The 23206-nt window shown below is 51.0% G+C and carries 29 protein-coding genes and 3 tRNA genes; 9 read left to right on the top strand and 23 right to left on the bottom strand.

What is annotated here, in order from left to right; all coding sequences use genetic code 11:
- Window positions 1-139: 139 nt before the first annotated feature.
- From SH449x_RS20450 to SH449x_RS20380, 15 genes are all read right to left on the bottom strand, one after another.
- Window positions 140-544 carry a hypothetical protein gene (locus tag SH449x_RS20450; RefSeq protein ID WP_482377932.1) on the bottom strand — a complete coding sequence of 135 codons (405 nt, stop codon included), beginning with the start codon at window positions 542-544 and terminating at the stop codon, window positions 140-142.
- 192 nt (window positions 545-736) lie between these two features.
- Window positions 737-1111: a hypothetical protein gene (locus SH449x_RS20445; protein ID WP_482377931.1), complete on the bottom strand. Its 375-nt coding sequence runs from the start codon at window positions 1109-1111 to the stop codon at window positions 737-739.
- 50 nt (window positions 1112-1161) lie between these two features.
- Window positions 1162-1995, bottom strand: coding sequence for a DUF2303 family protein (locus SH449x_RS20440; RefSeq protein WP_482377930.1), 834 nt, complete (start codon window positions 1993-1995; stop codon window positions 1162-1164).
- A gap of 4 nt (window positions 1996-1999) precedes the next feature.
- Window positions 2000-2248, bottom strand: a complete 249-nt coding sequence (locus tag SH449x_RS20435) for a hypothetical protein (protein ID WP_482377929.1) — start codon at window positions 2246-2248, stop codon at window positions 2000-2002.
- The gene (locus SH449x_RS20430; RefSeq protein ID WP_482377928.1) at window positions 2245-2571 is read right to left on the bottom strand and encodes a hypothetical protein; all 327 of its coding nucleotides are present in this window, start codon (window positions 2569-2571) and stop codon (window positions 2245-2247) included. Before SH449x_RS20430 ends, SH449x_RS20435 begins: the two co-directional genes overlap by 4 nt.
- Entirely contained in the window at window positions 2564-2854 is a 291-nt protein-coding gene (locus SH449x_RS20425) for a hypothetical protein (RefSeq protein ID WP_482377927.1), read from the bottom strand. The genes SH449x_RS20430 and SH449x_RS20425 overlap by 8 nt, the downstream gene beginning before the upstream one ends.
- Window positions 2855-3170: 316 nt before the next feature.
- Window positions 3171-3239: transfer RNA gene (locus tag SH449x_RS20420), tRNA-Thr, on the bottom strand.
- 7 nt (window positions 3240-3246) lie between these two features.
- Entirely contained in the window at window positions 3247-4749 is a 1503-nt protein-coding gene (locus tag SH449x_RS20415; protein WP_482377926.1) for a hypothetical protein, read from the bottom strand.
- Window positions 4746-5663: a recombinase RecT gene (locus tag SH449x_RS20410; RefSeq protein ID WP_482377925.1), complete on the bottom strand. Its 918-nt coding sequence runs from the start codon at window positions 5661-5663 to the stop codon at window positions 4746-4748. Before SH449x_RS20410 ends, SH449x_RS20415 begins: the two co-directional genes overlap by 4 nt.
- Window positions 5660-6553: a YqaJ viral recombinase family nuclease gene (locus tag SH449x_RS20405; protein WP_482377924.1), complete on the bottom strand. Its 894-nt coding sequence runs from the start codon at window positions 6551-6553 to the stop codon at window positions 5660-5662. The genes SH449x_RS20410 and SH449x_RS20405 overlap by 4 nt, the downstream gene beginning before the upstream one ends.
- The gene (locus SH449x_RS20400) at window positions 6550-6813 is read right to left on the bottom strand and encodes a hypothetical protein (RefSeq protein WP_482377923.1); all 264 of its coding nucleotides are present in this window, start codon (window positions 6811-6813) and stop codon (window positions 6550-6552) included. The genes SH449x_RS20405 and SH449x_RS20400 overlap by 4 nt, the downstream gene beginning before the upstream one ends.
- On the bottom strand, window positions 6810-7001 hold the full coding sequence (csrA, locus tag SH449x_RS20395; RefSeq protein ID WP_482377922.1) for a carbon storage regulator CsrA: 192 nt from the start codon (window positions 6999-7001) through the stop codon (window positions 6810-6812). Before csrA ends, SH449x_RS20400 begins: the two co-directional genes overlap by 4 nt.
- Window positions 7002-7082: 81 nt before the next feature.
- A tRNA-Met gene (locus tag SH449x_RS20390) sits at window positions 7083-7155 on the bottom strand.
- A gap of 64 nt (window positions 7156-7219) precedes the next feature.
- The gene (locus SH449x_RS20385; RefSeq protein WP_482377921.1) at window positions 7220-7720 is read right to left on the bottom strand and encodes a hypothetical protein; all 501 of its coding nucleotides are present in this window, start codon (window positions 7718-7720) and stop codon (window positions 7220-7222) included.
- Entirely contained in the window at window positions 7713-8033 is a 321-nt protein-coding gene (locus SH449x_RS20380) for a hypothetical protein (RefSeq protein WP_482377920.1), read from the bottom strand. Before SH449x_RS20380 ends, SH449x_RS20385 begins: the two co-directional genes overlap by 8 nt.
- A gap of 240 nt (window positions 8034-8273) precedes the next feature.
- On the opposite strand from SH449x_RS20380, the gene SH449x_RS20375 reads away from it, so the two are divergent.
- Genes SH449x_RS20375 through SH449x_RS20365 form a run of 3 tightly spaced genes read left to right on the top strand, consistent with a single transcriptional unit; the run spans window position 8274 to window position 10203 of the window.
- Window positions 8274-8636, top strand: coding sequence for a hypothetical protein (locus tag SH449x_RS20375; RefSeq protein ID WP_482377919.1), 363 nt, complete (start codon window positions 8274-8276; stop codon window positions 8634-8636).
- 9 nt (window positions 8637-8645) lie between these two features.
- Complete coding sequence (locus SH449x_RS20370) at window positions 8646-9269, top strand: DUF4282 domain-containing protein (RefSeq protein WP_482377918.1); 624 nt, start codon at window positions 8646-8648, stop codon at window positions 9267-9269.
- A 49-nt stretch (window positions 9270-9318) separates the two neighbouring features.
- Window positions 9319-10203, top strand: a complete 885-nt coding sequence (locus SH449x_RS20365; RefSeq protein WP_482377917.1) for a hypothetical protein — start codon at window positions 9319-9321, stop codon at window positions 10201-10203.
- Between the two features lie 8 nt (window positions 10204-10211).
- Here SH449x_RS20365 and SH449x_RS20360 read toward each other — a convergent pair whose 3' ends face one another.
- Entirely contained in the window at window positions 10212-10514 is a 303-nt protein-coding gene (locus SH449x_RS20360; RefSeq protein WP_482377916.1) for a hypothetical protein, read from the bottom strand.
- A gap of 358 nt (window positions 10515-10872) precedes the next feature.
- Between SH449x_RS20360 and SH449x_RS20355 the strand changes: the two genes are divergently transcribed.
- The 4 genes from SH449x_RS20355 to SH449x_RS20340 are packed head-to-tail and all read left to right on the top strand — an operon-like array spanning window position 10873 to window position 12105.
- Window positions 10873-11142, top strand: coding sequence for a hypothetical protein (locus SH449x_RS20355; protein ID WP_482377915.1), 270 nt, complete (start codon window positions 10873-10875; stop codon window positions 11140-11142).
- Entirely contained in the window at window positions 11139-11642 is a 504-nt protein-coding gene (locus SH449x_RS20350) for a DUF6884 domain-containing protein (protein WP_482377914.1), read from the top strand. The genes SH449x_RS20355 and SH449x_RS20350 overlap by 4 nt, the downstream gene beginning before the upstream one ends.
- Complete coding sequence (locus SH449x_RS20345; RefSeq protein WP_482377913.1) at window positions 11639-11893, top strand: hypothetical protein; 255 nt, start codon at window positions 11639-11641, stop codon at window positions 11891-11893. Before SH449x_RS20350 ends, SH449x_RS20345 begins: the two co-directional genes overlap by 4 nt.
- On the top strand, window positions 11890-12105 hold the full coding sequence (locus SH449x_RS20340; RefSeq protein ID WP_482377912.1) for a helix-turn-helix domain-containing protein: 216 nt from the start codon (window positions 11890-11892) through the stop codon (window positions 12103-12105). Before SH449x_RS20345 ends, SH449x_RS20340 begins: the two co-directional genes overlap by 4 nt.
- Before the next feature lie 145 nt (window positions 12106-12250).
- Here SH449x_RS20340 and SH449x_RS20335 read toward each other — a convergent pair whose 3' ends face one another.
- From SH449x_RS20335 to SH449x_RS20325, 3 genes are all read right to left on the bottom strand, one after another.
- Entirely contained in the window at window positions 12251-12739 is a 489-nt protein-coding gene (locus tag SH449x_RS20335) for a DUF2971 domain-containing protein (RefSeq protein WP_482377911.1), read from the bottom strand.
- Window positions 12740-13167: 428 nt separating this feature from the next.
- Window positions 13168-14268 carry a tyrosine-type recombinase/integrase gene (locus SH449x_RS20330; RefSeq protein ID WP_482377910.1) on the bottom strand — a complete coding sequence of 367 codons (1101 nt, stop codon included), beginning with the start codon at window positions 14266-14268 and terminating at the stop codon, window positions 13168-13170.
- Window positions 14269-14354: 86 nt separating this feature from the next.
- Window positions 14355-14428: transfer RNA gene (locus SH449x_RS20325), tRNA-Arg, on the bottom strand.
- A 242-nt stretch (window positions 14429-14670) separates the two neighbouring features.
- Here SH449x_RS20325 and SH449x_RS20320 point away from each other — a divergent pair.
- Together SH449x_RS20320 and SH449x_RS20315 are read left to right on the top strand one after the other, a co-directional pair.
- Window positions 14671-15255, top strand: a complete 585-nt coding sequence (locus tag SH449x_RS20320; RefSeq protein ID WP_482377909.1) for a PH domain-containing protein — start codon at window positions 14671-14673, stop codon at window positions 15253-15255.
- Window positions 15256-15264: 9 nt separating this feature from the next.
- Complete coding sequence (locus SH449x_RS20315; RefSeq protein ID WP_482377908.1) at window positions 15265-16506, top strand: TMEM143 family protein; 1242 nt, start codon at window positions 15265-15267, stop codon at window positions 16504-16506.
- A gap of 109 nt (window positions 16507-16615) precedes the next feature.
- Here SH449x_RS20315 and SH449x_RS20310 read toward each other — a convergent pair whose 3' ends face one another.
- From SH449x_RS20310 to SH449x_RS20295, 4 genes are all read right to left on the bottom strand, one after another.
- Window positions 16616-17320, bottom strand: coding sequence for a hypothetical protein (locus SH449x_RS20310; protein ID WP_482377907.1), 705 nt, complete (start codon window positions 17318-17320; stop codon window positions 16616-16618).
- Between the two features lie 282 nt (window positions 17321-17602).
- Window positions 17603-19798: a hypothetical protein gene (locus SH449x_RS20305; protein WP_482377906.1), complete on the bottom strand. Its 2196-nt coding sequence runs from the start codon at window positions 19796-19798 to the stop codon at window positions 17603-17605.
- Complete coding sequence (locus SH449x_RS20300) at window positions 19795-20793, bottom strand: efflux RND transporter periplasmic adaptor subunit (protein WP_482377905.1); 999 nt, start codon at window positions 20791-20793, stop codon at window positions 19795-19797. The genes SH449x_RS20305 and SH449x_RS20300 overlap by 4 nt, the downstream gene beginning before the upstream one ends.
- The gene (locus SH449x_RS20295) at window positions 20790-23168 is read right to left on the bottom strand and encodes an efflux RND transporter periplasmic adaptor subunit (RefSeq protein ID WP_482377904.1); all 2379 of its coding nucleotides are present in this window, start codon (window positions 23166-23168) and stop codon (window positions 20790-20792) included. Before SH449x_RS20295 ends, SH449x_RS20300 begins: the two co-directional genes overlap by 4 nt.
- Window positions 23169-23206: the final 38 nt, after the last annotated feature.

The following is a 23206-nucleotide window of genomic DNA, read 5'->3' as shown; positions in this document are numbered from 1 at the left end:
CCAATTTCCCTAACGACCGTGGGTAGATTCTCCCGGCCGTATCGCCGTCTTAGCTCCATCGCCGCTTCGTATTCCGCCTGAGCTCGAGACAGTTTCGCCTCGAACTCTAAGATGCCTGACCGTTCTTCGAACAGCTCGATCAAACTGGATCCGTGTTGATCATCGCAACCATGCTTTTCCATTGATCTGATAACCTCACGTCAACGCCGAAAGCTGAGAGCATGAACCGAGCGGCCGCTTCGTTCGCTTGCTTGTGGGATCCGCCCTCGTCCAAGAATGCACAAGCAATGTTGCAATGCCACGTCCAGGCAAGATCCGAGTCCGTTTGCACCCTCAAACGAATGATGGTCATTTCCCGACTGATGGACCCGTCTTGAACTGGCTTTGCATCATGTAGGATTTTGGCCAATTTCCATGCAGCCCTCGCGTCAACATCCCTAAACGATTCTGGATTACGGTACGCTACAACCATAGCCGTGAAAATCTCTATCGCCGCGAAGTTCACAAACTCTTCTTCTGTAATCGGTGCAATTGTTTGTTCCATGATTCCCTTTCGTATATGTAAAAAATGCCGGTCTCTCCCGGCTTGTCACGCCCTAGTCACGGTCGGCGTTCACTCACGCATTCGTCCCAACGTCCATGGGCTTGTGCTTAACCGGCCGTCTCCCCATGGTCTACGGCTCAGCAAACCTCCGTCCGTAGGAAAAGCCTACGATCAGGGACTTTTCAGGTATACCTACGACTCTTTACCGTGAGTCTTGAATAGCTTGCCTTGTTCCGGCCTGGTTTCGTCCGAGCCATCTTGCCGAACGAAGAGCGTTGCCGAACCATCGTCGTCAATACCACCGATCGCGAGCGATACCGTAGCGGGTCGCTTCGGAATCGTTGTCTTCATCGCGGTGGTAATTGAATACGCCTCACCCTCTACGTTCTGAACCTTGAGAGAAATCTCAACGCTAAGCTTCGCGACGGCTTTGTCTGCTTTGTCGCCATGCTCTTTCACATAGGCTGCAAGCGTCTTCTGTAGCGATGCGAGCTCTTTATCGAGGTTCTCGATGAACTCTCCTTCGTCGATTAACGACGCGCTCAAAGGCACAAATGTTGTTGCCACGTTTTCTAATCCCTTGTTTCTGAATTGAATGAATTAAATCGCCAAACGAATTAAAACTGCGGGACCGTTTCCCACTTCTTAGATTCGATCTTGCCTAGACCGATGATAATGTGTTCACAATTGCCCTGAAGGTACTCAACAAAGCTCTCAAACGCTTTAATGCGGACAGCTTCGATTTCAGGGCTCGTCAAGTAGACAACTACTTGATCCTCACGCCCTTCGGTCACCAAAACATCTAGAACGATATCCTGAGGCTCGGCACCGATGTACACGGGACAATGAAGATGGATCTCTTCGGGCAGCTCCAGCAATGCATCCTGCTTGGATCCGGAAATCTCGGTGTGCACCATGATGCCATTGAGGGCTCGCTTCCCAACACCTCGATTGATCTCAACTGCTTTCGCAAGCTTGATCTGTGAAAACATCAAGGCTACTTCCCGACCGTCTGGCTTCTTGATCGATCGTCGATACTTCTGAGCAAAGATCGAGAAATCAATAACCGGGATCGGCTTACCAAGCAAATCCAACCATGGCTTGAACAATGGATGGATCTTGGCAGCAAACGACACCGATTCGCGACCTCGATCCTTCGACTCATCCAAAACAACCGTGATCGTTTCGCTGTCCACGTCTGCTAGTCCCACGCTTTCCCCGTCTTCACATTCCCTACAGCAGTAATCGGAAAAGGTGTCGATATCATGGAATACGTGCGCTCTCGCTTGTGCCCGAGCGAGCGGCAAATCCTCCCTCCGCGTTTCGGGCAGAGCCTTACGGCGCACAACTTCAACACGTCGAACACCGTTTTTTTCGCTTATGTCAAAAACCGTCTCTTGTTCGCTCGACACTCGACGCAAGAGCTTCGATACCAATTCTGTCTCCATCATTTCCTCAATCAAAAAGTGACTTTTGTACCAGTGACTCCACGCGAGCCACTGTTAAGCATCCGTTCGTCAAATCGAGCAATCCTTTATCCACGAGCTGCTCGAGCTCTCGCACCCAATGTTCGTATGATGCCTTTGGCCAATCGGCACCGAGATTGCCCAAGTGATGTAACTCGGTCGCGGCCATGCTGATCGGGAACGGTTCGCGATAGGACCGAACGAATTCGATCAGTTCACTTTCCGTAGCCGTGCTCATCCCACTAGTTCCCTTACCATGTTCCAGGCCGTTGATAGCAGGCTTGGTACCTCTGGCCGATCTGTACCTCGACGGGGATTGAGGATTCTGGTATCTCGAGAAACCTCGACTTTGACCACGCACGGTGGGATAGAGGGATCATCCGCATCTCGCGTTTCCACATTGACCAAGACCGGATCCCGATGGGCAGGTGTTTGATTCAATGCGGTACGCCTGACCGCTTCCCAGAAACACACATTGCCATGGCTCTCCCAGCCTCCCAACGGAATCACCTCGTCCGGATCCGTCACACCAAACATCACCACCCTTGCTTGTCTATCCATGCTTCACCTCCTCATAAACGCTACTTGTCTTTCCACTGATTTTGCATGCACGTTGACCGACAATGACAATCAGCCCCATACGTTGCAGATCACTCGCCCGACGTCGCACCGTTTCACACTGCGCGTAGTTGCCTGGGCACGCATGCATGGCAGCCTCTTTTGCAGTCGCTTGCTTCAAGACTCGAAGAGCGGTCAAGAACTGTCGGCATCGCTGATTCAAGCGGGGAAGAATGTCTTCCGCCGCTGCGATGCTCGTCTCTGGATCATTTGTCCGATGTAACATTGCTTCAACTCCGTTAGTCCGTGCAATCTGAATAACAATGGATAGGGCAGGAATTAAACCTGCTTGTCAGTGACCGTTCCCCGTATCTCCCTAATGCCACCTTTTCAGGACTGAGGTTCATGGACTACGGATCGTCTAGGTCTTCCAACGCCATCGACAAGGTGCGTGTTCTCTCCACGCCGCCTATCCACGCCGGTCTCTCCCGACTGCCACGCCTTGCACACCAGCGACGTTCCAGCTCTCCGATGCTACCTGGGCCATCTCGGAAAACGTTCTTGTACCCGTAAGGGCCAAACCCAGAGAACTTGCTTGCAAATAGAGTGGGATGGATTCGAACCATCGACCGCAGGTACAACCCGCTGCTCTACCACTGAGCTACCACCCCAAACCACCTAGACGTTGATTTCCTCTGGCTCGAATTCGCGAGCTTCGATTTCTGAGCTAGCAGAGTTTTCCGCCGTCAGAACAAGTACCCTCCGATGCTTGGCATGATCGTTGATCACAGCCCTTGCGATCGGGTCCAGCCCCTCGAAAGCCTCTTGAGGAACGACCACGATTCCGTTGTTACCAAGCTGATCGACAGCAATATCGATCGCGAGCTTCCAACGTTCACCATGGGACAATTCCGCAAAGTACGTTGCACCGCGATTGGTATCGAGAACCAGGCGACCATGCTCGACGCGTAGAACGTTGCAGGTCCGCCCAACGAGCTCAGATAAGACATCGTCAGTACCCTTGGCCGCGTTCCGTAGCTCGATCGCATTACGTCGATGCTCAGCAGCCTTGTGCTTAATAGCGCGAGCCTCTTCCACTTTCGCAGCCGCTTCGCGAGCGATGGCAGCCGCTTCGATGCGAGCCTCGATAGCAGCAAATCTTGCTTTCGCCGCTTCGATCTCTTCTAGCTCTACGGAAGCCGGGAGAGTCGATGACGACTGTTGCAGCTCTTCAACTTCGACTTGATCGTTGATCGCTTCGCCAAGCCGCTCTGTGATGTCTTTAAGCTTGCTCGATTCGCTTGACAGCTTTTGCCTAGCCTGTTGCAAATTGCTTTGCAATTCAGCAATCTGTTTCTCCATCACACCGATTGCGCGTTGATAGACTTCGCAGTCCGACTCCGAGTTTTTTTTCTTCGTTCGCAACATCTGGATACGATCGTCCAATCCATCAGACAACCTAGCCATCCGCTCGGTTTCTTTCTTAGCTCGATCCGCAGCTGCGATAGCTTGTTTCCGACGTTCCTGGAGAGTGCTGACCTCCTGCGCCGCCTCCATCAGTTCTTGCTTCAATACCGCCGGATCCTCAATCACACCATCGAACTGTTCAGCCACGTCCGCATATCCACGGGCTTTGCCGTCTTGATACTCTGCGAGATCTTCCTCCTTTCTGGCCTCTTTCTCGATGTCCCTTTTGATTCGTTCGGCCATCGAAACCCAATCGTCACAGTCGCAAGCATTAGGACTCACCAGCTTTTCGAATCGCTCTTTGCTGCCAAGCAACTTGTAGAACTCAGATGCTGATGCACTGGCTCCAGTAAGTGACACCAACGCTTTGATACGCTTCGCATCGGCGGCATCATCGCTCTTGAGTCCAGGATCGACCAAATCGGCGATACTTAACTTGCCCTCGATCGTTTCCACCTCCAGCTCGCCAAGTCTGCGAGTCGATCGACCAACCGTGATCGTAGCTCCCAGTCCTGAGATAGAGCCTTTCAGAGCTCCATCCCGGACTGATAGCTTTCCTTTGCCGGTCGCCAATCCTTGGACCGCTTCCAAACTGTTCGACTTGCCGACACCGTTTCGCCCTTGAAGAACGACGAGACCACCTTCTTCGGGTACCGGAATGACCAATCGCTCAACGGGTCCGATGTTTTCAATTTCAATGTTTTTGGTAATCACTTCTTGACCTCTACAACTTCTGACTTAGATGGAACTGGATTCAATGCTTCAAGCTTGCTTTCAAGCTTCTGGGTTTTGGTTTGTGGCTCTTCCGTAGGCTGATCAACATCCACGTCGATCGTTTGGTAATCGAAATCCGATTCTTGGTCGGCCTTGAGAGCTCGAACCGCTTCGGTATCGTCGACGACACACCATCCGCGATTGATCGCGTAATGCATCGCGGTTTTCATCGCTTGTTCGACATACCACTTATGCCATGGATCCGAGTCGCGAGACCATTTACCCTTCTCGGATTCTGCGTACTTGTATGCGTCACTTCCGTCTCGACGAATGTCGATGATTTTCTTCGGCACCCAACCGGTACAGATAACGACGCCAGTATCGATCCTCCGAACAACGACAATCACTCCTCGCAACTCCGCTTCTGAAGTCGGAGGATTGTCCAAGTCGCGATCAATGACATTGACATCACCGCTTTCTTGAGTCTCTAGCGTGTCCGAATAAGAAATCGGAATCGTAACCATGTGCATCTTTGCTCGATTCGCTAATGCATTAACTCCACGGTGACTGAGTTGATACTGAAGCTGCGGGGCTTCATCACTTCTAGGCCGTCTTGGTATCGCGTAGGCCAGAGCGGTTGCGCCAGTACTTGGCATGATGCCCGTTAACGCACTAATCGCGATCACTTTAGCCACACTCGCAGGCGTGCAAGCATAAAACTCTTCTGGCTTCTTCGAAGCTGCCGCCGAGGCGGATAATGCAACAGCGATTCGCCCAGTGGCTTCGGCTGCCCTTGCCTCTCCGACCCACTCCTTTAACATGCCCGCTGCTAAATTCGTGGCTTGCATACGAAACCTCAATGCTGGTGAAGGCTTTTGCAGTTCCGCTTTCTTTGGTTCTTCTACAGTGCTCATCTCTTACCCCTCTTTGGTTTACTGACTCGGAAAACTCGAAAGCTTGTTGGCTCGCGATAGTAGCCTTTGACATGCTGTTCGTAGTAATTGATAGATTTTCCTGACAACAAAACGCCTTCCTCTGCGTCCCCGAGCTCCAGGAGAAGAGCCGTTTGCAATTGCTCGACTTGCTTCTCTCGACGCTTCGCAATGGCTTTCAGCGTTTCGAATCGCTCTAGGATCCTGTCCACGCTCTCAGGAAAAACGACGACTTTGTTCGGTACCTTTTTCAAACGTTTCACAACATCGAACGAGGCTTTATCTCGGCTTGGTTCAACGCCTTGAACGATGTGCCGCTCCCACCAATCAGCGAGAATATTGCCCAACTGTTCACAGAGCTTGTCCGACCTAGGAATCTGATAGTGAACCACGCCACGTCCTGGTACCAATCCGAACAAGTGACCGAGTTGAACCGATGGATCCGAGCAAAGGAGCTGAGTATGTACTTGAATGCTGTACGCATCTGGTACAACGTCCGTACCCTCATCCCCCCATTCCCCGTAGACAGGACCAACTAGGCCGGTCGTCTTTGCTTCGACAGGCTCTTGCGTATTCCACGAAATAGCGTCGCAGGTTGAGGCAATTGGTAACGATGGATGCTTGATCCGCTTATTGCGAATTAGCTCCCCGATTTTCTGTTCGGCAATGTCAAGAATTACCGTTTCAAAACGCGTACCGAGTTCTGTGGCTTCGTTTCCTTCCCAATCCTCTATCAAGCCGCGTTTGTCAGCCCAAACATCCCAGGCACTAGCCCACGGATTCAGACCGAGGATAGCGGCCACATCGGATGCACCGATCGAGGACTTGCGTTCCTCAAGCCATGCGGCTCGATCGAATGTTGCGATGCTCATACTGCCACCTCCTTCGTGTGATGGAGGGTTAGTTCCATGTCACCGCACAGGTATTCGGTTTCATGCCAAACGCAGGAGCCAGAACCCTTTTGCTCGAAAGCTTTTTTGCCACCGAACAACTCCATAAGATCTTGCCTTGACCGCTCCGATACTCCGTGAATATCGACTCGCACGGTCGTGTGAAGCGGGATTCGCTCGATCAGATTCGCAATCTTTCGCAACTCAAGAGCAAGCATCTGATTGTTAGTTAGTTCGCTCACGCTGCACCTCCTTCCTGTTCCTTGCGGAGTTGCTGGAGCGCCTGATAGACCTCATCCCGATGGATTTGCAAATCCTTGGGAGCCTCGAAGCCCAATCGAACTTTGTCGCCACGAATATCGACAACTCGAATCGTGATCTCGTCACCGATCCGGATCATCTCATCCGCCTTCCTACTTAGAATCAGCATTCCTATGCCTCCTATGATTTGAAAACTTCCCCACCCGCCACAGTTGACGGGTGAGGAACAAAAACTCCCTGCCACGGGAAACCGGGGGAGCGGGAATCGAACCCGCGTAGACCAGGGAATGAACCTGGTGGTTGATCCATCACAACTTCCCCCAACAAAAAGCTCGACCGGCTCACGCCCAAACCAGCCGAGCAACACACCCAACACAGGTAGTGTTTCTAAATGCTCACCTCCACGTTTCTCGGTCTCGTTTTGGTGATGTACAATCCGCCGTCATCATGCAAAGTGACGTAGCAGAACTGAACGAAATCGCCACCAAGTTCCGAAGACTGATTGAGCAGTGCGACCCGAAACGATTGGGTGGCCATTTCGACCGATTCCCCATGGGATGCTGTGGGGATGCCAGTGACCTGATGGCCCACCATCTTTGCCAACTTGGGTACGACCCACCGGAGTATGTGTTGGGCGATTCGGGATCGCAGTCCCACGCCTGGCTTGAGACGAACGGGATCATTGTCGATATCACTGCGGATCAGTTCGACGATAACCACGGTCGCCGGTTGGCATTTGCAGCTTCTCCTAAGCCTCAGTACCTTCGCCAGTTTCGCGAGCTTGATCGATGGAGTGCTAGGTTGTTCGACTACGACGCCCGAAGCCAACGCGCATTGCTGCGCATGTATCGCTTGATCGTTGGTGGCTAAAGTTGTTGCGTTATTCATCTCCATCCACCTCAGTTGCAAACGGATTTGGTTTCTTGATGCCACGGATCGCACCGGCAGCGAGTACCCGCCCCTTTTCGATCTGTTCTTGCTCGAAGGCTGCCCGATCTTTTCGAGGGAGTTCTTGCAGCGTCCTGTAGAACTTCAGGTAGTGAGCCACGCACAATCCACGGTTGCCATTGGCAGGCGCACCACAAATCAAGCATTTGCACTCGCTCGCTTTCTCTGCGACTTCTCTGGCGACTGATTTTTTCTTGGGCTTGGTTGCCACCATCGCAATCCACCTTGAAATTTGCTGTTGGTCGAAACTCATGGCTGTCGCCTCCGAATTACGCGAGACACTCCGTTCACCAGTCCATGAGGTAAATCAGCCGTTTCCGTTCTCGTGTCCGTCTAGGCTGATACGAAGATGATACGAGACGGCAACACGAAGTCAACACGACAACAACTCCATAGCAACTCTAGCTAACACCTTTATTACTACTAACAAAACCTAAGTTATTGCGACAAAAGGAGATATGAACCATGAAACTTTTCTGATATTTTTTTATGCATGACCAGAAAAGCGGATTCGACAGATGCAGTGCGAGGAAAAGCGTGTCTAGTTTGTGGTGACTTAGCCACTAACCTGAAACGAGGTTTGTGTCTGCGACATTACGAACAGTTTCGAAGAAAGCGTGACTCACTTAAGCCTGAGGCTGCCGACGCTTGGGAGCTGCAATTGATCGAGAGTGGCAAGTTGCTGCCCAAGCAGCAAGGAAAAAAGTTCGGCATTGATGATCCGTTCGCCGAGTCTTTCGCCGCTTTCGTGGCTTCAACCCCTGATGCCATGAGAGAAGAATCTGCAACTCCTAAAGAAATCCTCGAATCCGCCGTCAAAAAGACCGCCGAACACCGAAAGAAACCGAAATCCTAGGAGGCTAGAATGCCCGAAAAGCCCAAGATCCAGATTAACCAGAAGCCTGAATGGTATGTAATGGGGACCGATGGCGTGACTTATGGGCCATACGAAATCAGCCAGATCACGGATTACATAAAACAGGGCCGGATTACCTCAGAGACACGCGTTCAACATCCCAGTCACACCAACAACATCTGGGAGGGGGCATCAAACGTGCCGGTTCTTTCTCAACTGTTCAGGAACGCAAGTCCCCCTAAACAATCGCTTGATCTATCTCAGGTCCGATCAAAGGCAGCTTCCAAGGGTGATGCCACTGGTAGGTTGGTGGATGTTTTCGATATTTCATTCAAACGATTTACCACGCCTCTAGTCGTCAAGATTCTATGGGTTCTTTTTCTCATTCTCTGGGGTCTGGAGTGTGTTTTTGTTGCGCCCTTGTACATGTCAGCATGGGTATCATCCCTAGGAAACAGCCTCTTCGAAGAGCCTAAGGAAGTTCCCGCGATGCTGACAGCTTACTCGGTCCTAGCGATTCCCTACTTGATCTACAAGGTTCTGTCTCTCCTCATTTTGCGACTGATTTGTGAAGGCATCATCATCGTTTTTGACATCCGCAATCAACTGATTCTGCTCAGGGAATCGCGGTAGGACAACGCTACTAACCACACCCTTCAACACGCACTGAGAGATCTCTTCCATGGAAAATCCAATAATCTTCGAATCAAAACAAAGTCTATATCTGGATTTTGACGAGCCAGTTACCTCCGCAATGGTAATCGACCACCTCAAGGGACTTGAGATCATGGCCAGGAACGCGACGTATTTCTTGGAGGGGCTACTAAAAATGGAATTGCCTCCCCCAGAAATATTAATCACGAGTTTAAAGCTAAACAGCATTGAAGATGGCTGGATCTATCGCTTATGCTTTGGTTCTGGTAAAGAGGGATCGAAAAATTTCGAGGAGTTTCGCAAGAACATGCGTTTCACAAATCTGTCACATAACCAGATGATTGGTTTTGCGATTGCGGGTGCGATTGGATACGCAGCATGGCAATTCGCTCCTTCAAAGCAAGATGCGCCCCTTGCTCAACCTGTTCAAAATGTCTTCGTGTTGATTGGTGACAAGGTGGGTAAGAATGAAGATGAAATCAAACAAATTCTTGAATCCAAGATCGCGAATAAAGAATCGGTAAAGCAAGGTCTAGTGAAGCTAACAAGGCCAGGCGGGGTGGCGACTACCGGAGATATTATCGTCAATGGGCAACCAGTCGTACCTGCTCAGTATCTAGAGCACGTCCCCACAAGCTACGAAAAGCCAGACGTTGAAAGGCCATTTCGCGATGTCGATGATACATCCATTACTTTCAGGGCTGTGGATCTCGACAGAACGACTGGCTGGTGGGCCTATCTTGACGACTTACAACCAGGAAAACGAATTGCTGTTCAGCTTTCTGAAACGATCGATCCAAAATCGATTCCAACTGGCAAGTCACTTAAGGCTGATGTGACGATCACCTACAGGTCAAAGGAAGATAAAGCCCCCGTTCGTGTACAGGTTCGTAAGCTTCGACATGAACCATAACGCGGCTACTATCCCACCACCCTCCACCCCACCGGCAGCGGCCGCCCATGCGGCCACATGACACAACCTGATTGCTCATCGCGTTTGAACCACAGGATCGAGAAACGAGCTGCATCCTGCGGCCTAACCTTGCGAGCGATGATCAAAAAATCACCGTTCGGTTCGGCGATCAGCACATCAGCGTAAAAGGTTCGAATCCTCACCCTCCATCCCTTATCGAGCGCACGGTTCGCGTGTTGTTTGGCTCGGTCCCATTTGCATGACACAATCCGTCGCTCAGTCTCTCCACGTTCAGCAATCACTTCCCACATTTGCTTGTTGCCTCTCTCGTCTTCAGATTACCCCATCCTGATCGAATTTTCCTGTTGAGCGGATTTTGCTAGCGTGAGTGACACGTTAGGTCCGCACCATTTTCGCCAACGAATTCATTGTCATTTTGAAGGATGGATTGTGGAAAAGTTGTTTACGAGAAACGTCACTTGCGAACCGATAAACATCGCGTACACTCCTTGATGGCTGCAAAGCCGAGCTCCATCGACCAGATTTCGGGCGTGACTGGTTGGTGGGGCTTTTTTCGTTTCAGTGCTTGACCTTGATCCGAGTGCGTCATAGCATCTTGGGTACCTCCTGACGAAAACTCCCTGCCACTTGTTTTCGATAGGGTGGAAAATGAGTGAGTTACCTGCACTGGATCGTGTCTACACGGTCCAAGAATTGGCGGAACATCTAGAGGTTTCGCCCTACACGGTAGCGGCGTTGATCGACAGCAGTCGATCAAAGTCGCTCCCCAATTTTTCTGCCAGCACCAATAAAAGAATCAGGCAGGTAACTCACTCAGCATTGCTCGAATTTTTGAGCCACGAAGCAGAACCGAAGATCCGCAGAAAGGATCTTCCGTTGCCTCCACCCTCCCAAAGAAGGTTGAGGTTAGCCAAATGAGCAATCTGACTCAACAAACATTGCCGTTCCCGAAGAAGACTCGACAAACGATCGCTCTTGTTGGGTGCAGCAAAACCAAGTCGAGCTTAAAGAGCCATACCAGCTATTTCACAGCGAGAGAACTTTACACCAGCGATCTATTCGAAAAGCGGGTTGTTCATGTCGAGTCTCGCAATTTGCCGTGGTACATCCTAAGCGCAAAGAGTGGGCTCTTGAAGCCAACTACCCCCATTCGTCCCTACGATGTCACCTTTGATGGTTTATCGGAGATCGAGGCAGCGGAGTGGCATATCGGAGTTGCAAATCAACTCATGACGGAGCTTTATTACGAATTCAACAGCCCCAAACTCGCAGATGTCACCATTGAGCTACACGCGGGTGCGAAGTACTGCGAGCCACTCGGATCCATACTCACCATGTTTGGAATCAACGTAGTGAAGCCCGTCTCATCGTTGGGCATCGGTAAACAGCTGGCGTTCTACAAAGGAGCAAGAGCATGAGAAAATCTCGTCTTCTACCGTATCGCGAAACCGATCCTGTTCCAAACGATCCAAAAGCGATCCTAACCGGCAAGGCCGAAACACCTGCCGAGATCGCAAAGCGCACAGGATTGAACCTCAATCAATTGTGCGATCGATTGATCGAGTGGACTCAATCAGGACAGATTCAGCATGGCGTGATTGGCATACCAGGATTGTGTTGCATCCCTGTTTTTAGGATTGGTTTCTTACAAGAGCACAAATCATTATGATCAGATACCTAACCACCATGGAAGTTGCCGACCACTTCCGCGTAAGCGTATCCGTCGTGAAGCGATGGATACGAGAGAACCGACTGCCAGGCACAATCGACATTGGAACGGCAAAGAAGCCAAACTATCGCATTCCAGAGGCATCACTAAGTCGAGTGATCCGAAATCATGTCGTCGATGCCATGCCAGAAGGAATTGAAAAGTTCATTTGACTCCTTAAGGTGATTCAAGTGGTTAAACTCGAATCATTCTTGAAATTCAAAATACCTTAAATAAAATCGATTGCAAACAATTTATACCTCGTCTTGTCAGTTTGAGCCTGTATGCACTAGCGGTGAGATTCTCGTCCCTTTCCAATTACAGCTTAAGGATCTCGATTCTTGAAATCCGCAATTGGAAACGTTCTCGGGAAGTCTCCAAGTTTAGTAGCTGGATCGAGTGTCCAGAGAGATCTTGAGACTGACGAGCTTGTGTTAAAACTCTAAAAAACTCGTGACGATCAAACTCGCTGGTTCTGCATCCAAAATAAATACCCATCAAGGCTTTTAATGGGTACTTAACCAGGAAACCATTCTTGATTACCTTAACGCTTGGGTTAATGTACGCTTCCGCCGTCAGGATGAACCGTAGCTCTCTTTCGTATTCCCACCAACTCGACTTGTGTCTTGCGCTTTGTGACCTAGGCAGTTCTTCATCGGACTCGCAATACACTACGTCGTGCATCTCCGAGAAGTCTTTCAGACTTTCATAAAGCTTCAATTGATCGAATACAAAACACGCTCCTGTGTGAGAACTCGCATAGTGCGACCAAAGTAGTTGATTTTTAATTGTATGATCAATTTCCACGGCTAGGGGACCGTAATCAGCTAAGCCAATATAGTGTGAGGATTTTGAAAAGCTACAAATCCCAGTAGTGAAAGTACTTGCGACCGAGTTTGGGGTCCCGAAAGACTTGAATTCGAATGGGTCATTCAAATTTTCCGGGACACTAAAAAAAAGCTGTGACTGCTCGATCATACTAAGGGAGTACGAGTTAATTGGGCAAAACTTCAACAGGCAATATGATTTTTTTTCTTCCATATTCTTACTTGTCGAGACTGTAATTTTATGACAAAAACCGTCAGCAATACGATTAAGGGGTTGGCTGAGACTATCCTTTTGTCATCTAAAGATCAAGATAAAATCCTGTGTCGTTCGCAAAATCTGTTCTTGCCAAATGTCCGGATTTCAGATTTTGAGTCCAGATGTGGCTCGAATTCTCGGCGAAACTTTACTCACTCAGATGGTATTTCACTAAACAGTAGCCATTCCCGCACAACATTTACAGGTTTTTGCAACCGCTTCGATCGTACCATCTGTCGGTAGATCCCCGAGATATTGCTATCGACGTGCCCCATGATGAAATCAACAGCGACTTGATCAGCTGCCTCGCTGGCGTAGGTCGCGAACGTTTTGCGCAGCCAAGAGAACCCTCCATCCCGAACCCCAGCTAAATCCCGTACAGAGCGGAATCGCTTGCCAACATCCGCATTTACGGTGCTCATGGGGCGGCCATCGTGAAGAACGAACGCAAGCCTGCTTTCCGTCCGAGGTCTAATGAACAGCCAGGCCTTCAATGCGTCAATCGTCTCTGGCCACAAAGGGCAGACTCGCTCTATTTCCGTCTTCTGTCGAGCGTGCTCGATCAAGCGCGACTCGATCGCCGCCTCGGCCGCGACTAGTGGCAGGGTCTCGATATCATTGTTGTGGTAGCCGCAGTTGATACCGAGGAGAATCATCGCCCTCATCCGGATCCCGCTTTCATTCAGAATGCGTTGAATCTCATCTGGCGTGAAAAGCTTCAGCCCACGTTCTCGCTTGTGCTTGCGAGCTGCCTTAGCTGGTGGCTTACGGAAATCCGGTCCCGTGTCGATTTGCTGAATAAGTTTCGACTTAACCAGCCAGTTCAGCATTGTTTTGACTCTGGTAATCTCGTTACCAACCGACACCAGGTTATTAGTCCTCGCGAAATGGTTCTTGTACTTCAGAAAGTCCGTAGGTTGCAGCGACTCGATCAATCGATTTTGCCCCATACATTTCGCAAATCGCACAACGGTACGCCTAAGGTCCAAGAAGCTACGTTGGGAGAGAGTACCTTCGGCGATCCGTCTCTTCTGAGCAGTCAGGTAGGTATTCCCGGCCAGTTCGATAGACATCCCCGGCTTCACTTCGATCGAGAGTTTCAGAGACTCTTCGTAACGTCTCAGAGCTTCGTCTGGATCATCCCAAAGACCGAAGTACTTCAGTTTGCCGCCAATTTTTTTGGCCCATTGGCCGCTCGAGTGAGCATAAAGAGGGAAGTCAGGATATGGCTTCGGGGGACGAACTACTACCACGTTAAACGCCTCGCTACTACCTTCGCGGTAGTAGTGACTACTACCGTGGAAATTGATACTCGCGAAAGTCCCTGCGTTTTACTTAGTACACCCGGAAGGATTCGAACCTTCAACCCTCGGTTCCGAAGACCGATGCGCTATCCAATTGCGCCACGGGTGCAGTTGCTCTCCGAGAGTATAGCGAGTCGACTTCGTTAGTTCAACTGCCAATGCTGCTGGGATTTTTCCCCTTTTCTCGCTCTTTTGCGCCTCAACATGCCCAGGACCAAGCCACGTTTCCTTGAGATTCATTCGACTAACCGATATACTCCAACCGACTTCTCAATTACTACGTACCCCATTCGTTCACGCTCCGGCGCTCGTTACCGCTCCGCCTCCCCCAAACCGGCCAAAAGGACAACAATGCCAGATTCCCAAGAACAAGGTCCTGTTGACTCGATCCTCAAAGCGACTGCCGAAGCTGCCGCGAAAGCTCCCGTCGTCGAACAGGAACTTTGGAAAGGTGCTTTCGTTTCCAAAGCCATGTACTCCTACTGGCTCGCTTGCGGAATCCTCTCCGTCGCACTCGTCGTGGGGGGCGTGTTCTCTGGCTCCTTGCTCGGGGAATCGGTATCGGCAACCACCGTTTGGAGCATTGTAGCCGGACTCATCGCTCTGCTGTGGATCTGGGCGGGTGGGCTCTGCCTATACAGGAAACTATCTGTTAACTATGTGTTAACCACACAGCGACTCATCCATCGTCACGGAATCCTCATCCGAACTACCGATCGTATCGAACTGATCGAGGTGGATGACGTGTCCTTTACCCAAGGAATCGTCGAACGCATGCTAAACGTCGGCAAGATTCGTGTTACCAGCTCTGATCGCTCTCACCCTGTCCTCTTCATGTACGGGATCGAGGACGTAGCAAAGGTCTCCAATCAGATCGATGACGCTCGCCGTACCGAACGCCGCCGCCGAGCTCTCATGATCAATCAAGGTAGCTAAACCCATTCAATGGAGCCCCCACGCCCGCGATCGTTATGGAAATGGTGGGACAAAGGCCCAGTGGTTATGCCGCTGGAACGTTGGGATCGTGAGCATTTTATCCCGCTGCGGCCCTCGCAACTGCTTGCTCACCTCAAAAACCACGCACCCCCTGGATTTGATTGGGAGACCTTTGACTCCAACTCGAAGCGGATCTTCGAATTTATTCGAACGGCTTACCACCAACATCGCGCCTACGTTACCGAGCTCTACTCCGCGTTCGATCCAGACCGGGATTCGGACGAGAAAGTCTGGGACAATCCAGACCATCGGTCGGAAACACCTCAACCGTTCGATCATCAAGCTTGCCGAGACCTGTTCCAACAGCTCGCGGACTCTTTGCAACACGCCAACTACCGCAGACTCTCTCCACGCGAGATTCGGGCCGCCTCCAAGCTTGTCAGTCAGTGGGGCGTGCGACTCAAGATCCGATTCAGCTCGTTTCGCCGGCTCGAAGTCTACGGACGGGGGGATGTGCTAACCTTAAGGTCGTTGCGGTCTTGGAAATGGTGGTTCCGAAAAAAACAAATCGAGGTTCCTATCTACCAACGGTTAGTCGTCATCTTTAGAACGAAGGAACTACAACATTTCAACGACCCATACGATCCAGATCGTGTCCATATTCGGATCTTTAAGAACGTTCCTAAGGCCGACATCGAGATGATGTTTCCGGGGGCCCAAGTTCGATTGACTTGGCTCGATACGGGCAAGATTGGTATCCCAACCCTTTGGGGTATCGTTGTCATGGCGAGCAAATTGGCGAAAAGCTTTTGGGTAGTTGCTCTGTTGGGGGCATTCAAACTGGTAACCTGGGCGCTCTTCCTGATCGCATTCCTGATTGCGTTCGTGTTTTATGGCGTCAGATCGATCCTTTCCTACGGATCGACCAAGAGGAAATATCAACTCAACGTTGCGAGAAACCTCTACTTTCAGAACCTGGATACCAATCTGGGAGCGTTGCTTCGCATTGAAGATGAAGGTGAGAACCAAGAGCTTTGCGAAGCGCTACTGGCTTACTACGTTCTGCTATTGCACGCTAAGTCCATGGATCAGGACGAAGTGGATCGGATCGCGGAAGCCATACTGTCGGATATTGCTGGCTTTGCTATCGACTTCGACGTCGATGATGCATTGCGAGATCTGATAGCGGTCGGGCTGGTACGCTTTGACGAGAGGGGCTGGGGTTGTGCTGAGGCGGTAATCCTACCGTAGCATGTTTAGGCTCGATGGAGACTATGGGCCTCGTTGCCTCGGCCACTACATTAGAACGGGCCTTGTTGCCTCGGCCACTACATTAGAACGGGCCTCGTTGCCTCGGCCACTACGGGATCGCGAAAGTACCCAAGGTGAGTAACTGGAGACGCATTGCCTTGGGGTCATAGGGTGCACGTTCTCTTAAACCAGGCGCGGCACTACCTGGCCTGTAATGCCCGGCGTTGGAAATATCCCGCAATGGTGGACGCAGAACGGCCAAATAGGGGCTGAAAAATGCCGTGGTGTAGAATCGTGCACCCGAGAGCATCGGAGTGAGCTTGGGGCATTTCTCATGCCCATGCCTCTCCAGCATGGTGTCTTCAAAGTAAAGTGGTTGGTGACAAAACGCGGGAGCCACCCATGCTTTTGCTTGTGGGAACAATTCCAATTGTCTATCCGGCCCAAATGGGAGTGTCTGCGGTTCGGGCAGACGGCCTGCCACCCAGTCCTCAGGTGTTTGACCAGTTCCGATACTGGCGATCGAAAGGTTGGGAGTTGACAGCGGTGGCAGCGCAATTGGATCTCGTAAGCTTGGGGCGGCGTCAATCTGACCGGCCGGGCCCACTGAACTGGTTTCGTCCTGCAGCAACGCTCCGGTGGCGACTGGCAGCAGCGTCCTCTCGGACTGGGACGGTTGATCCAAAAACCTTGCGTTCAACCGTAATCCCGAGTCGGTCTGTGCGAGGATTTCCGAGCTTGCTGATGCGGATAAAGTGAAAGCTGCCAACAACACACCAGTCTTGCGTATTCTCCCTGCTAAACGCTGACTCATCGTTTCACCCTATCCTTTGTGAATCAAAAAAAGCCGGCCGTAGGGGTTCCAATAGTAACTATTGGTGGCCGACTTACGAGCTTTCTTCGGCAAAGAGTCACAAGCACTTCATTCGGCGTAGATGCTTTTGTTGTAATAATTGCAATCGACCGTTGGAGGGATTGCGTAGACGTTAAGGCTTTACACGTTGTTAGATAGCACTATCAAGCTAGTTGCGATTCCTTGAAGGGCTAAACCCGTAAGATGAGTGACCGGAGGAAGCCCCACGCTGCCGATCATTCATTACCGCCAACGTGCGTTCCTGAAAATCGCATCCTTGAGGTAATCCCACATCGATTGATCAAAGTGATGGAATAATAATTCCACTCCACCATGCACCTGACTCAGCGACTTTAAATCTTCTGAATCAATTCTAAGTAAAACTCGACCGATGGCCCGTTGTGATGTCTTGTCAGATACATCGAGCTGTGTATTCGCAACAATGGCAGAGGAAGCGTTCGTAACGATCCCTCGTATAGGTTTTTTGGGGTTGGAATGCATTCGTATAGATACAGGTGTTCCAATCTCAATGGAATCCATTTGATCTCGACCGACCTCGCATTCAACATGTGGATCGCTATCCGTGATTACATATCCAATCAACGTGTCTTTGGCTACAAACTCTCCACTTGAGATTGTCCTTGAACGAGCTAGATACCTGGATGATTGATAACTTGCTTGATTCAGCAGTCCGGAACCAGCATCGAACTTGGTAGGAATAGCTTTGAAGATACCACGTCCCTCTGCACTGACCACCAAAGACTGCATGCGACGGTCCAACTCTTCCGCTTGGATGCGGATAGATTCCAATCGTAATTCCGCCGCTTTCTTTTGGTCAAGAATCTGCAGATTACGGTAAGCGGTCCCGTCCATAGACTTGAGCCGGATTAGGGCTTGTTCCGCCGCAGATCTTAATCTGAGCTGCTCTTTGGTGAGACTCGCATTGCGGAGAACCAAAACTTGCTGCCCCTCTTCGACCAGTGCCCCATCTTCGGGCAAGGGTTGCTCAACAACCCCAGATTCCCTGGTGTAAAGACTAACGGTGTTTCCCGGCTTGAATACGCCGGCCCCCCAGGTTCGCTTAGGTAAAGGTAGTGTCATCGCCCAGATCAATACGCACAATGTACCTCCCCAACCAATCACCTGCGCACGAAGAGGGATTCGTTTTCCCGTTACGCGAGCTTGCTGAGTCCAAGACGCGCCCCAAAGAATCATGGCACAGAGACCATAGAGTACGAAACAAGCAATTGCGACTCCTGATAGTTGCCATTGGCTCGCCATGTGATACACAAACCAACACAAGGTTCCAATGATGAGTATGCGATTGAGGAGCGAGCCAACGAAATAGAAAATCAAGCCGATCTCGCTCCATCGTACTCCCCTAAATTGCCCACCCGCGAGCTTGTCAAATGCCTGCCAAGATTTCTCTCTCAAGTTGTTGATGCCCAATGCATCGCTCAGGATATAGTAGCCGTCGTACTTCATAAGCGGATTGGCGTTAAACAACAGTGTAGTCACCGAACAGACCAATACGACTTGGTAGGCCAGAGTATGCGAAAAGCTGGGGGTGGAATAGGACCATACCAATGCGGCAATCGATGCGATCATAAGTTCAAAGTAGATGCCGCCGATCGCGGTCGTCAATCGATGGAGGCGATTTTTAGCTTTCCATCCCTCAGAAATATCGACGTAGGGACAGATCATGCCAAAGCTCATCAATAGGCCGACGTCCCGACATGCAATAGAAAATCTTCTACATGCTGTCGCGTGCCCTAGCTCGTGAAGAGCACGGGTCACAAAGAAGATAGCACCGTACCCAATCAAGGCGGAGGGGGATCTCAACTGATTCCAGGTGGGAAGCGCTAGACAAAACTCTTCCCAACGATAGACGATGCTTATCGTTGCTAGAGCAAACAGAAGGATTGCAAAAGGAATCCAGGCTGACGTAAACAGAAAGACGAGTGGTGAGGTTGAGCGATCGAGAAACCAGCGTGGCGAACCAAACGACAATTGGTACTGGACCACGCTTACCACTTTGCTGGCTGCACGCACCAGCAGGCTTCTCTGTTTAGCGGGTTGTCGGTCTATTGGCCTCGGCTGGACAGTGGCGTTCCCCTTTGGAGGTCTAAGAACTCCAGCCTGAACAGATTTGTGCAATAGATTCTTTAGTTCAACAGGAGACAAGGTCGCTGGTCTAAACTGTTTATGAAACTGTTCACAAACCTCTCGATACGATTTATCGGGCGCAACCCACTGTAGAATTTGATAATCCGCTTCGGAACACGAGAAGTGTTCTGATTTGAGAGGGTCCGATGCAACGTAGCGTATTTCGCCCCGTTCCGTCGAGCGGGTCCACTTGATATCGCGTCGCTTGATCAGCCCGATAGGCTCGCCGGCAGGGTCAGGCCGAGTGCTTCCAGATGGAGAGGATATGGTCATGGTTCTTCGCTAGATACTAGCAATTCGACTGTCATACCTGGGATGAGCGTCCAGAACTGGCCCACCTTTTGGTTTTGGACAGTGGCGTGCATGCGAATGATTCCTGATTGACTAATATCGGGTGCGAAACCGGTGATCTTGCCGACGAATTCTGTAACGTTATCTTTGCCTTGCCAACGAACCACTGCGCGGCGACCGACTAAGGACGCAGGATCGTGAGTTGCCATATCCACAAGAAAATCGACTCGCATTTCGTCCATGCGCACGATTTTGAGCAAGGGAGTACCAGACGTCACCCATTCCCCTGGGAAATGATCGACTCGAGCCACCATCCCAGAAACGGGAGAAATCAGGTTCAGCTTGTTGATTCGCTTTTCGGTAAGCTGATAAGTAGCTTGAGCCATCTTGGCCTTCACCTCTTTTTGTGCCTTGATCGCTTTGGCTTGAACGACCCTGGCTTTGGCTTGTTCGAGACTGATGCGTTTTTGCCTGACATCCACGTCACTAGCACCACTTTTGTTGTTGAGTTCAATCGTGCTGTCGAGTTGCAATTGCGTTTCTTCGACTAGCATTTCCGCGAGTCTCAGATCGCTTTGGTCGTTGGCTTCGGAGTTTGCTACTTGTAGCTGTAATCCCGCGAGTTGTCGTTCCAGCTCAGCGCTGTCGGTATCCATCTTGCCAATCTTTTCCCCAGCCTCGACCACCATGCCTTCTCGTAGGTCGAGCATGGCGATAACACCAGTATCTTGAGCGGAGATTTCCACTGAGTCTGGTGCAAAGACCAAGCACTTGTCGAAACGAATCCAACCAGATTGATTGGCCTGTGATGCAACCGCTTGGCGATCAGCGATTCGGACTGTGGGAATGCGAGTCTGTTCGCGGGCCGGATCACGCGTGTTTCGACCGAAGTCTTGCGCGATCAACGGCAGCCAACCGATCAACCCGACGGTGCCGATTCCAAAGACTGACCAGTATGTCAATTGAGTAAGCTTCATGGGAACCACATCCGGACGCGCATGAGGAATGTTTCAACAAAGTCTTTGCTCAACGCCCATGCTAGGGACGCTTTGCCGGAACTTACGGAGATGCGTGCTGTCGCACCAGCCATTGCTAATGTGTCCGGGAAGTCGTCGCTCACTTGAAACCGAACCAGGTACATCGGCACTACATCACCGGATTGCTGTTGCAAACTCCGCCAGCTCTCTGGAGGTTTGGATTGGATTGACCATTTATCTTTCGGAGATGCGATCAAGCGAGCAAAGCTGGCGGATTGCGGGTTGTTGTGACTGCGAGTGATTTCATCGAGATTCCGTTCCGGTATCTTGGCCTCCAACTCCCATTTCGTGGTGGGTGATCTTAACGAAAACAGCCATTGCCCCATACGAACAGGACGGCCATTTAAGCTCTCGTCCACTTGCCAAGTCTCTACGATGGCTGCCGATTTTGCACGAATCGTCAACTGTTCCCACTGTTGGTCGATTAGCTCGAGAGCCTTTTGTTCGTACTTCAAGGCGATGCGGATCGTCTCTCGTTCCGTCTCGAGGGAGTCTCGTTCGATTGGCGCTAAGCCTCGATCTCTCAAGAGTCTATTGTCCAAGTCGGCTAGTCGTTGCTCATGCTGGATAATCGATGCACGTGATTTTTCTCGCTCCGCAGTGAGTGAGGTAGATTGCAGTTGTACGAGTGGAGTCCCTGCATCGACGCGTTGCCCGTGCTGAACGAGAACTCGTTCTACCACTCCGTCCATGGGAGCGTACAGTTCTTCAATGTCCAATGGTACCAACACCGCTGACGATTCTACCATCACCGGGACGGGGATCGCTAGTATGCCGGTCAATGCGACCAGGAATAGAAGAAAGAGCCCCCACTGGGATACGACGCCTTTCAGACTAGCTTGGGCGAAAGCGGTCAGTCGATTTCCACTGGTTGCTTTGGGCTCGACGATTCTATGCCCAAGACGAAACAACAACGAGGATTGAACGATGCCGTTGGCGGGTTGTGGTGAGTCGTCAGCCCAAACGATAATCAGTGCGTCGTTAGAGGAGCGGCTAAATTCGGTTTTCAACGCAGCGGACGAATCGTATGTTGCATCGCCAACATCAGGTAGCAACTCTTCGATCAAAGTCTGCGATCGAAGAGGCCGATCGGGTCGGACCGCGTTCGGATCAAACCAAACTCCATGTCGTAAACTGAACGTCTCGCGAAATCGTCGTTCTTCTGCAAGTGCTGGGCTCGACGAGCGATTCTCGTTCTCTTCACCACTCAACTGATATTCTCGAATACCGTTGGTAACATCCCTTAGGCTATTTGCAAAATCCTCGGTAATATCAATACCAACAACGCGTCGATCGATTTTGTCCAACCCAGCGATACTCTTCACCCGCCACGCTTGTCTATGCGACCTTCTGTGTAGCCAGAAGACATGGTCTGCACCGACGTTATCACGGATACAACCAAGGATGGTGGACATCGATCGCCCCCTCGGTTGAGATTGTAAGGAGCGATCCAAAAGCTTCTGGGCGGTTAGCAGGAACTCTTGATCGTGTTCGAGGATTCGCATTCGGAATGTCTTGAGGAACTCCGATATGAGCTCTGCCATTTGGGCTGCGAAGCGCAGGTATCCTCGTTGACTTGCTAGGCCACCGCTGGGATGTTGGAATATTTCCAACCACAGCTCACCATCGTTCATGGGAACAGAAATTGGCACGAGCATCACGATTTGCGAGGTCGGATTGGGAGCTCGCTGGCTATTAATCGTTGCATCGCGAGGAGGAATGAGAACAGGTTGGCGCTCGTTCCTCGCCTCGTTGAGCAGACGCTCGTGTGATGAAGATGGTAGTATTGCAGAGGATGTTGGCGTGGGCTCGGCGGCCTGGGCCAATTGTAACTCGATTTGGTCCAAGTCTTCGAGAAGATGGGAACCATCCACGTCCGACACCTCGGAGCTAACTGATGCACCCGAGTCTGAAGTGAGCTCCATAGCGAGCCCACGTGCTTGGACAAGGTTCCATATCCTTTCTCCTCGCCATGCCCAAATAGCAATGCCGTCAGCTCCCATAGCGGTCAGGATGCGAGGGAACGCGTACTGGATGAATTCCGACGGAGATACCGGCTTTTGCGAGAAGCGAGTTATCTCGGAGACCAACTCCCGGATCTTGTCTTTCGTTTGTTGAACGAAGGGGGAATCGAGTGCGACCGGGTTTCGACGATCGTTCAGGCTATCAATGGAACCCGAGCCAAAGGTGGTCTCCCAGCCTTCTAACAATTTGCTGGCGCTGCGCGCAACGCCCCCGCCGCTGGACGCATCACCTGCGTTGGCAACGGTTGATTTAGGAGTTTTGATAGGTTCTGATGCTTCCGATCTGCGCATCCTGTGCGGATACCATTTTCCCAGCGCTGATCGCAATA

Origin of the sequence: Brakhagea baltica (genome assembly GCF_052161605.1) — a bacterium.
Classification (GTDB): Bacteria; Planctomycetota; Planctomycetia; order Pirellulales; family Pirellulaceae; genus JBKCUI01.
The sequence above is the reverse complement of the archived record's forward strand: the minus strand, read 5'-3'. Positions and strand labels throughout refer to the sequence as shown.

What these genes read in the sequence shown, in the direction of transcription:
- SH449x_RS20450 (WP_482377932.1), bottom strand. Translation starts at nt 544, where the DNA reads ATGGAACAAACAATTGCACCGATTACAGAAGAAGAGTTTGTGAACTTC.
- SH449x_RS20440 (WP_482377930.1), bottom strand. Translation starts at nt 1,995, where the DNA reads ATGATGGAGACAGAATTGGTATCGAAGCTCTTGCGTCGAGTGTCGAGC.
- SH449x_RS20435 (WP_482377929.1), bottom strand. Translation starts at nt 2,248, where the DNA reads ATGAGCACGGCTACGGAAAGTGAACTGATCGAATTCGTTCGGTCCTAT.
- SH449x_RS20430 (WP_482377928.1), bottom strand. Translation starts at nt 2,571, where the DNA reads ATGGATAGACAAGCAAGGGTGGTGATGTTTGGTGTGACGGATCCGGAC.
- SH449x_RS20425 (WP_482377927.1), bottom strand. Translation starts at nt 2,854, where the DNA reads ATGTTACATCGGACAAATGATCCAGAGACGAGCATCGCAGCGGCGGAA.
- SH449x_RS20410 (WP_482377925.1), bottom strand. Translation starts at nt 5,663, where the DNA reads ATGAGCACTGTAGAAGAACCAAAGAAAGCGGAACTGCAAAAGCCTTCA.
- SH449x_RS20405 (WP_482377924.1), bottom strand. Translation starts at nt 6,553, where the DNA reads ATGAGCATCGCAACATTCGATCGAGCCGCATGGCTTGAGGAACGCAAG.
- csrA (WP_482377922.1), bottom strand. Translation starts at nt 7,001, where the DNA reads ATGCTGATTCTAAGTAGGAAGGCGGATGAGATGATCCGGATCGGTGAC.
- SH449x_RS20385 (WP_482377921.1), bottom strand. Translation starts at nt 7,720, where the DNA reads ATGAATAACGCAACAACTTTAGCCACCAACGATCAAGCGATACATGCG.
- SH449x_RS20380 (WP_482377920.1), bottom strand. Translation starts at nt 8,033, where the DNA reads ATGAGTTTCGACCAACAGCAAATTTCAAGGTGGATTGCGATGGTGGCA.
- SH449x_RS20375 (WP_482377919.1), top strand. Translation starts at nt 8,274, where the DNA reads ATGACCAGAAAAGCGGATTCGACAGATGCAGTGCGAGGAAAAGCGTGT.
- SH449x_RS20370 (WP_482377918.1), top strand. Translation starts at nt 8,646, where the DNA reads ATGCCCGAAAAGCCCAAGATCCAGATTAACCAGAAGCCTGAATGGTAT.
- SH449x_RS20365 (WP_482377917.1), top strand. Translation starts at nt 9,319, where the DNA reads ATGGAAAATCCAATAATCTTCGAATCAAAACAAAGTCTATATCTGGAT.
- SH449x_RS20360 (WP_482377916.1), bottom strand. Translation starts at nt 10,514, where the DNA reads ATGTGGGAAGTGATTGCTGAACGTGGAGAGACTGAGCGACGGATTGTG.
- SH449x_RS20355 (WP_482377915.1), top strand. Translation starts at nt 10,873, where the DNA reads ATGAGTGAGTTACCTGCACTGGATCGTGTCTACACGGTCCAAGAATTG.
- SH449x_RS20350 (WP_482377914.1), top strand. Translation starts at nt 11,139, where the DNA reads ATGAGCAATCTGACTCAACAAACATTGCCGTTCCCGAAGAAGACTCGA.
- SH449x_RS20345 (WP_482377913.1), top strand. Translation starts at nt 11,639, where the DNA reads ATGAGAAAATCTCGTCTTCTACCGTATCGCGAAACCGATCCTGTTCCA.
- SH449x_RS20340 (WP_482377912.1), top strand. Translation starts at nt 11,890, where the DNA reads ATGATCAGATACCTAACCACCATGGAAGTTGCCGACCACTTCCGCGTA.
- SH449x_RS20320 (WP_482377909.1), top strand. Translation starts at nt 14,671, where the DNA reads ATGCCAGATTCCCAAGAACAAGGTCCTGTTGACTCGATCCTCAAAGCG.
- SH449x_RS20315 (WP_482377908.1), top strand. Translation starts at nt 15,265, where the DNA reads ATGGAGCCCCCACGCCCGCGATCGTTATGGAAATGGTGGGACAAAGGC.
- SH449x_RS20310 (WP_482377907.1), bottom strand. Translation starts at nt 17,320, where the DNA reads ATGAGTCAGCGTTTAGCAGGGAGAATACGCAAGACTGGTGTGTTGTTG.
- SH449x_RS20305 (WP_482377906.1), bottom strand. Translation starts at nt 19,798, where the DNA reads ATGACCATATCCTCTCCATCTGGAAGCACTCGGCCTGACCCTGCCGGC.
- SH449x_RS20300 (WP_482377905.1), bottom strand. Translation starts at nt 20,793, where the DNA reads ATGAAGCTTACTCAATTGACATACTGGTCAGTCTTTGGAATCGGCACC.
- SH449x_RS20295 (WP_482377904.1), bottom strand. Translation starts at nt 23,168, where the DNA reads ATGCGCAGATCGGAAGCATCAGAACCTATCAAAACTCCTAAATCAACC.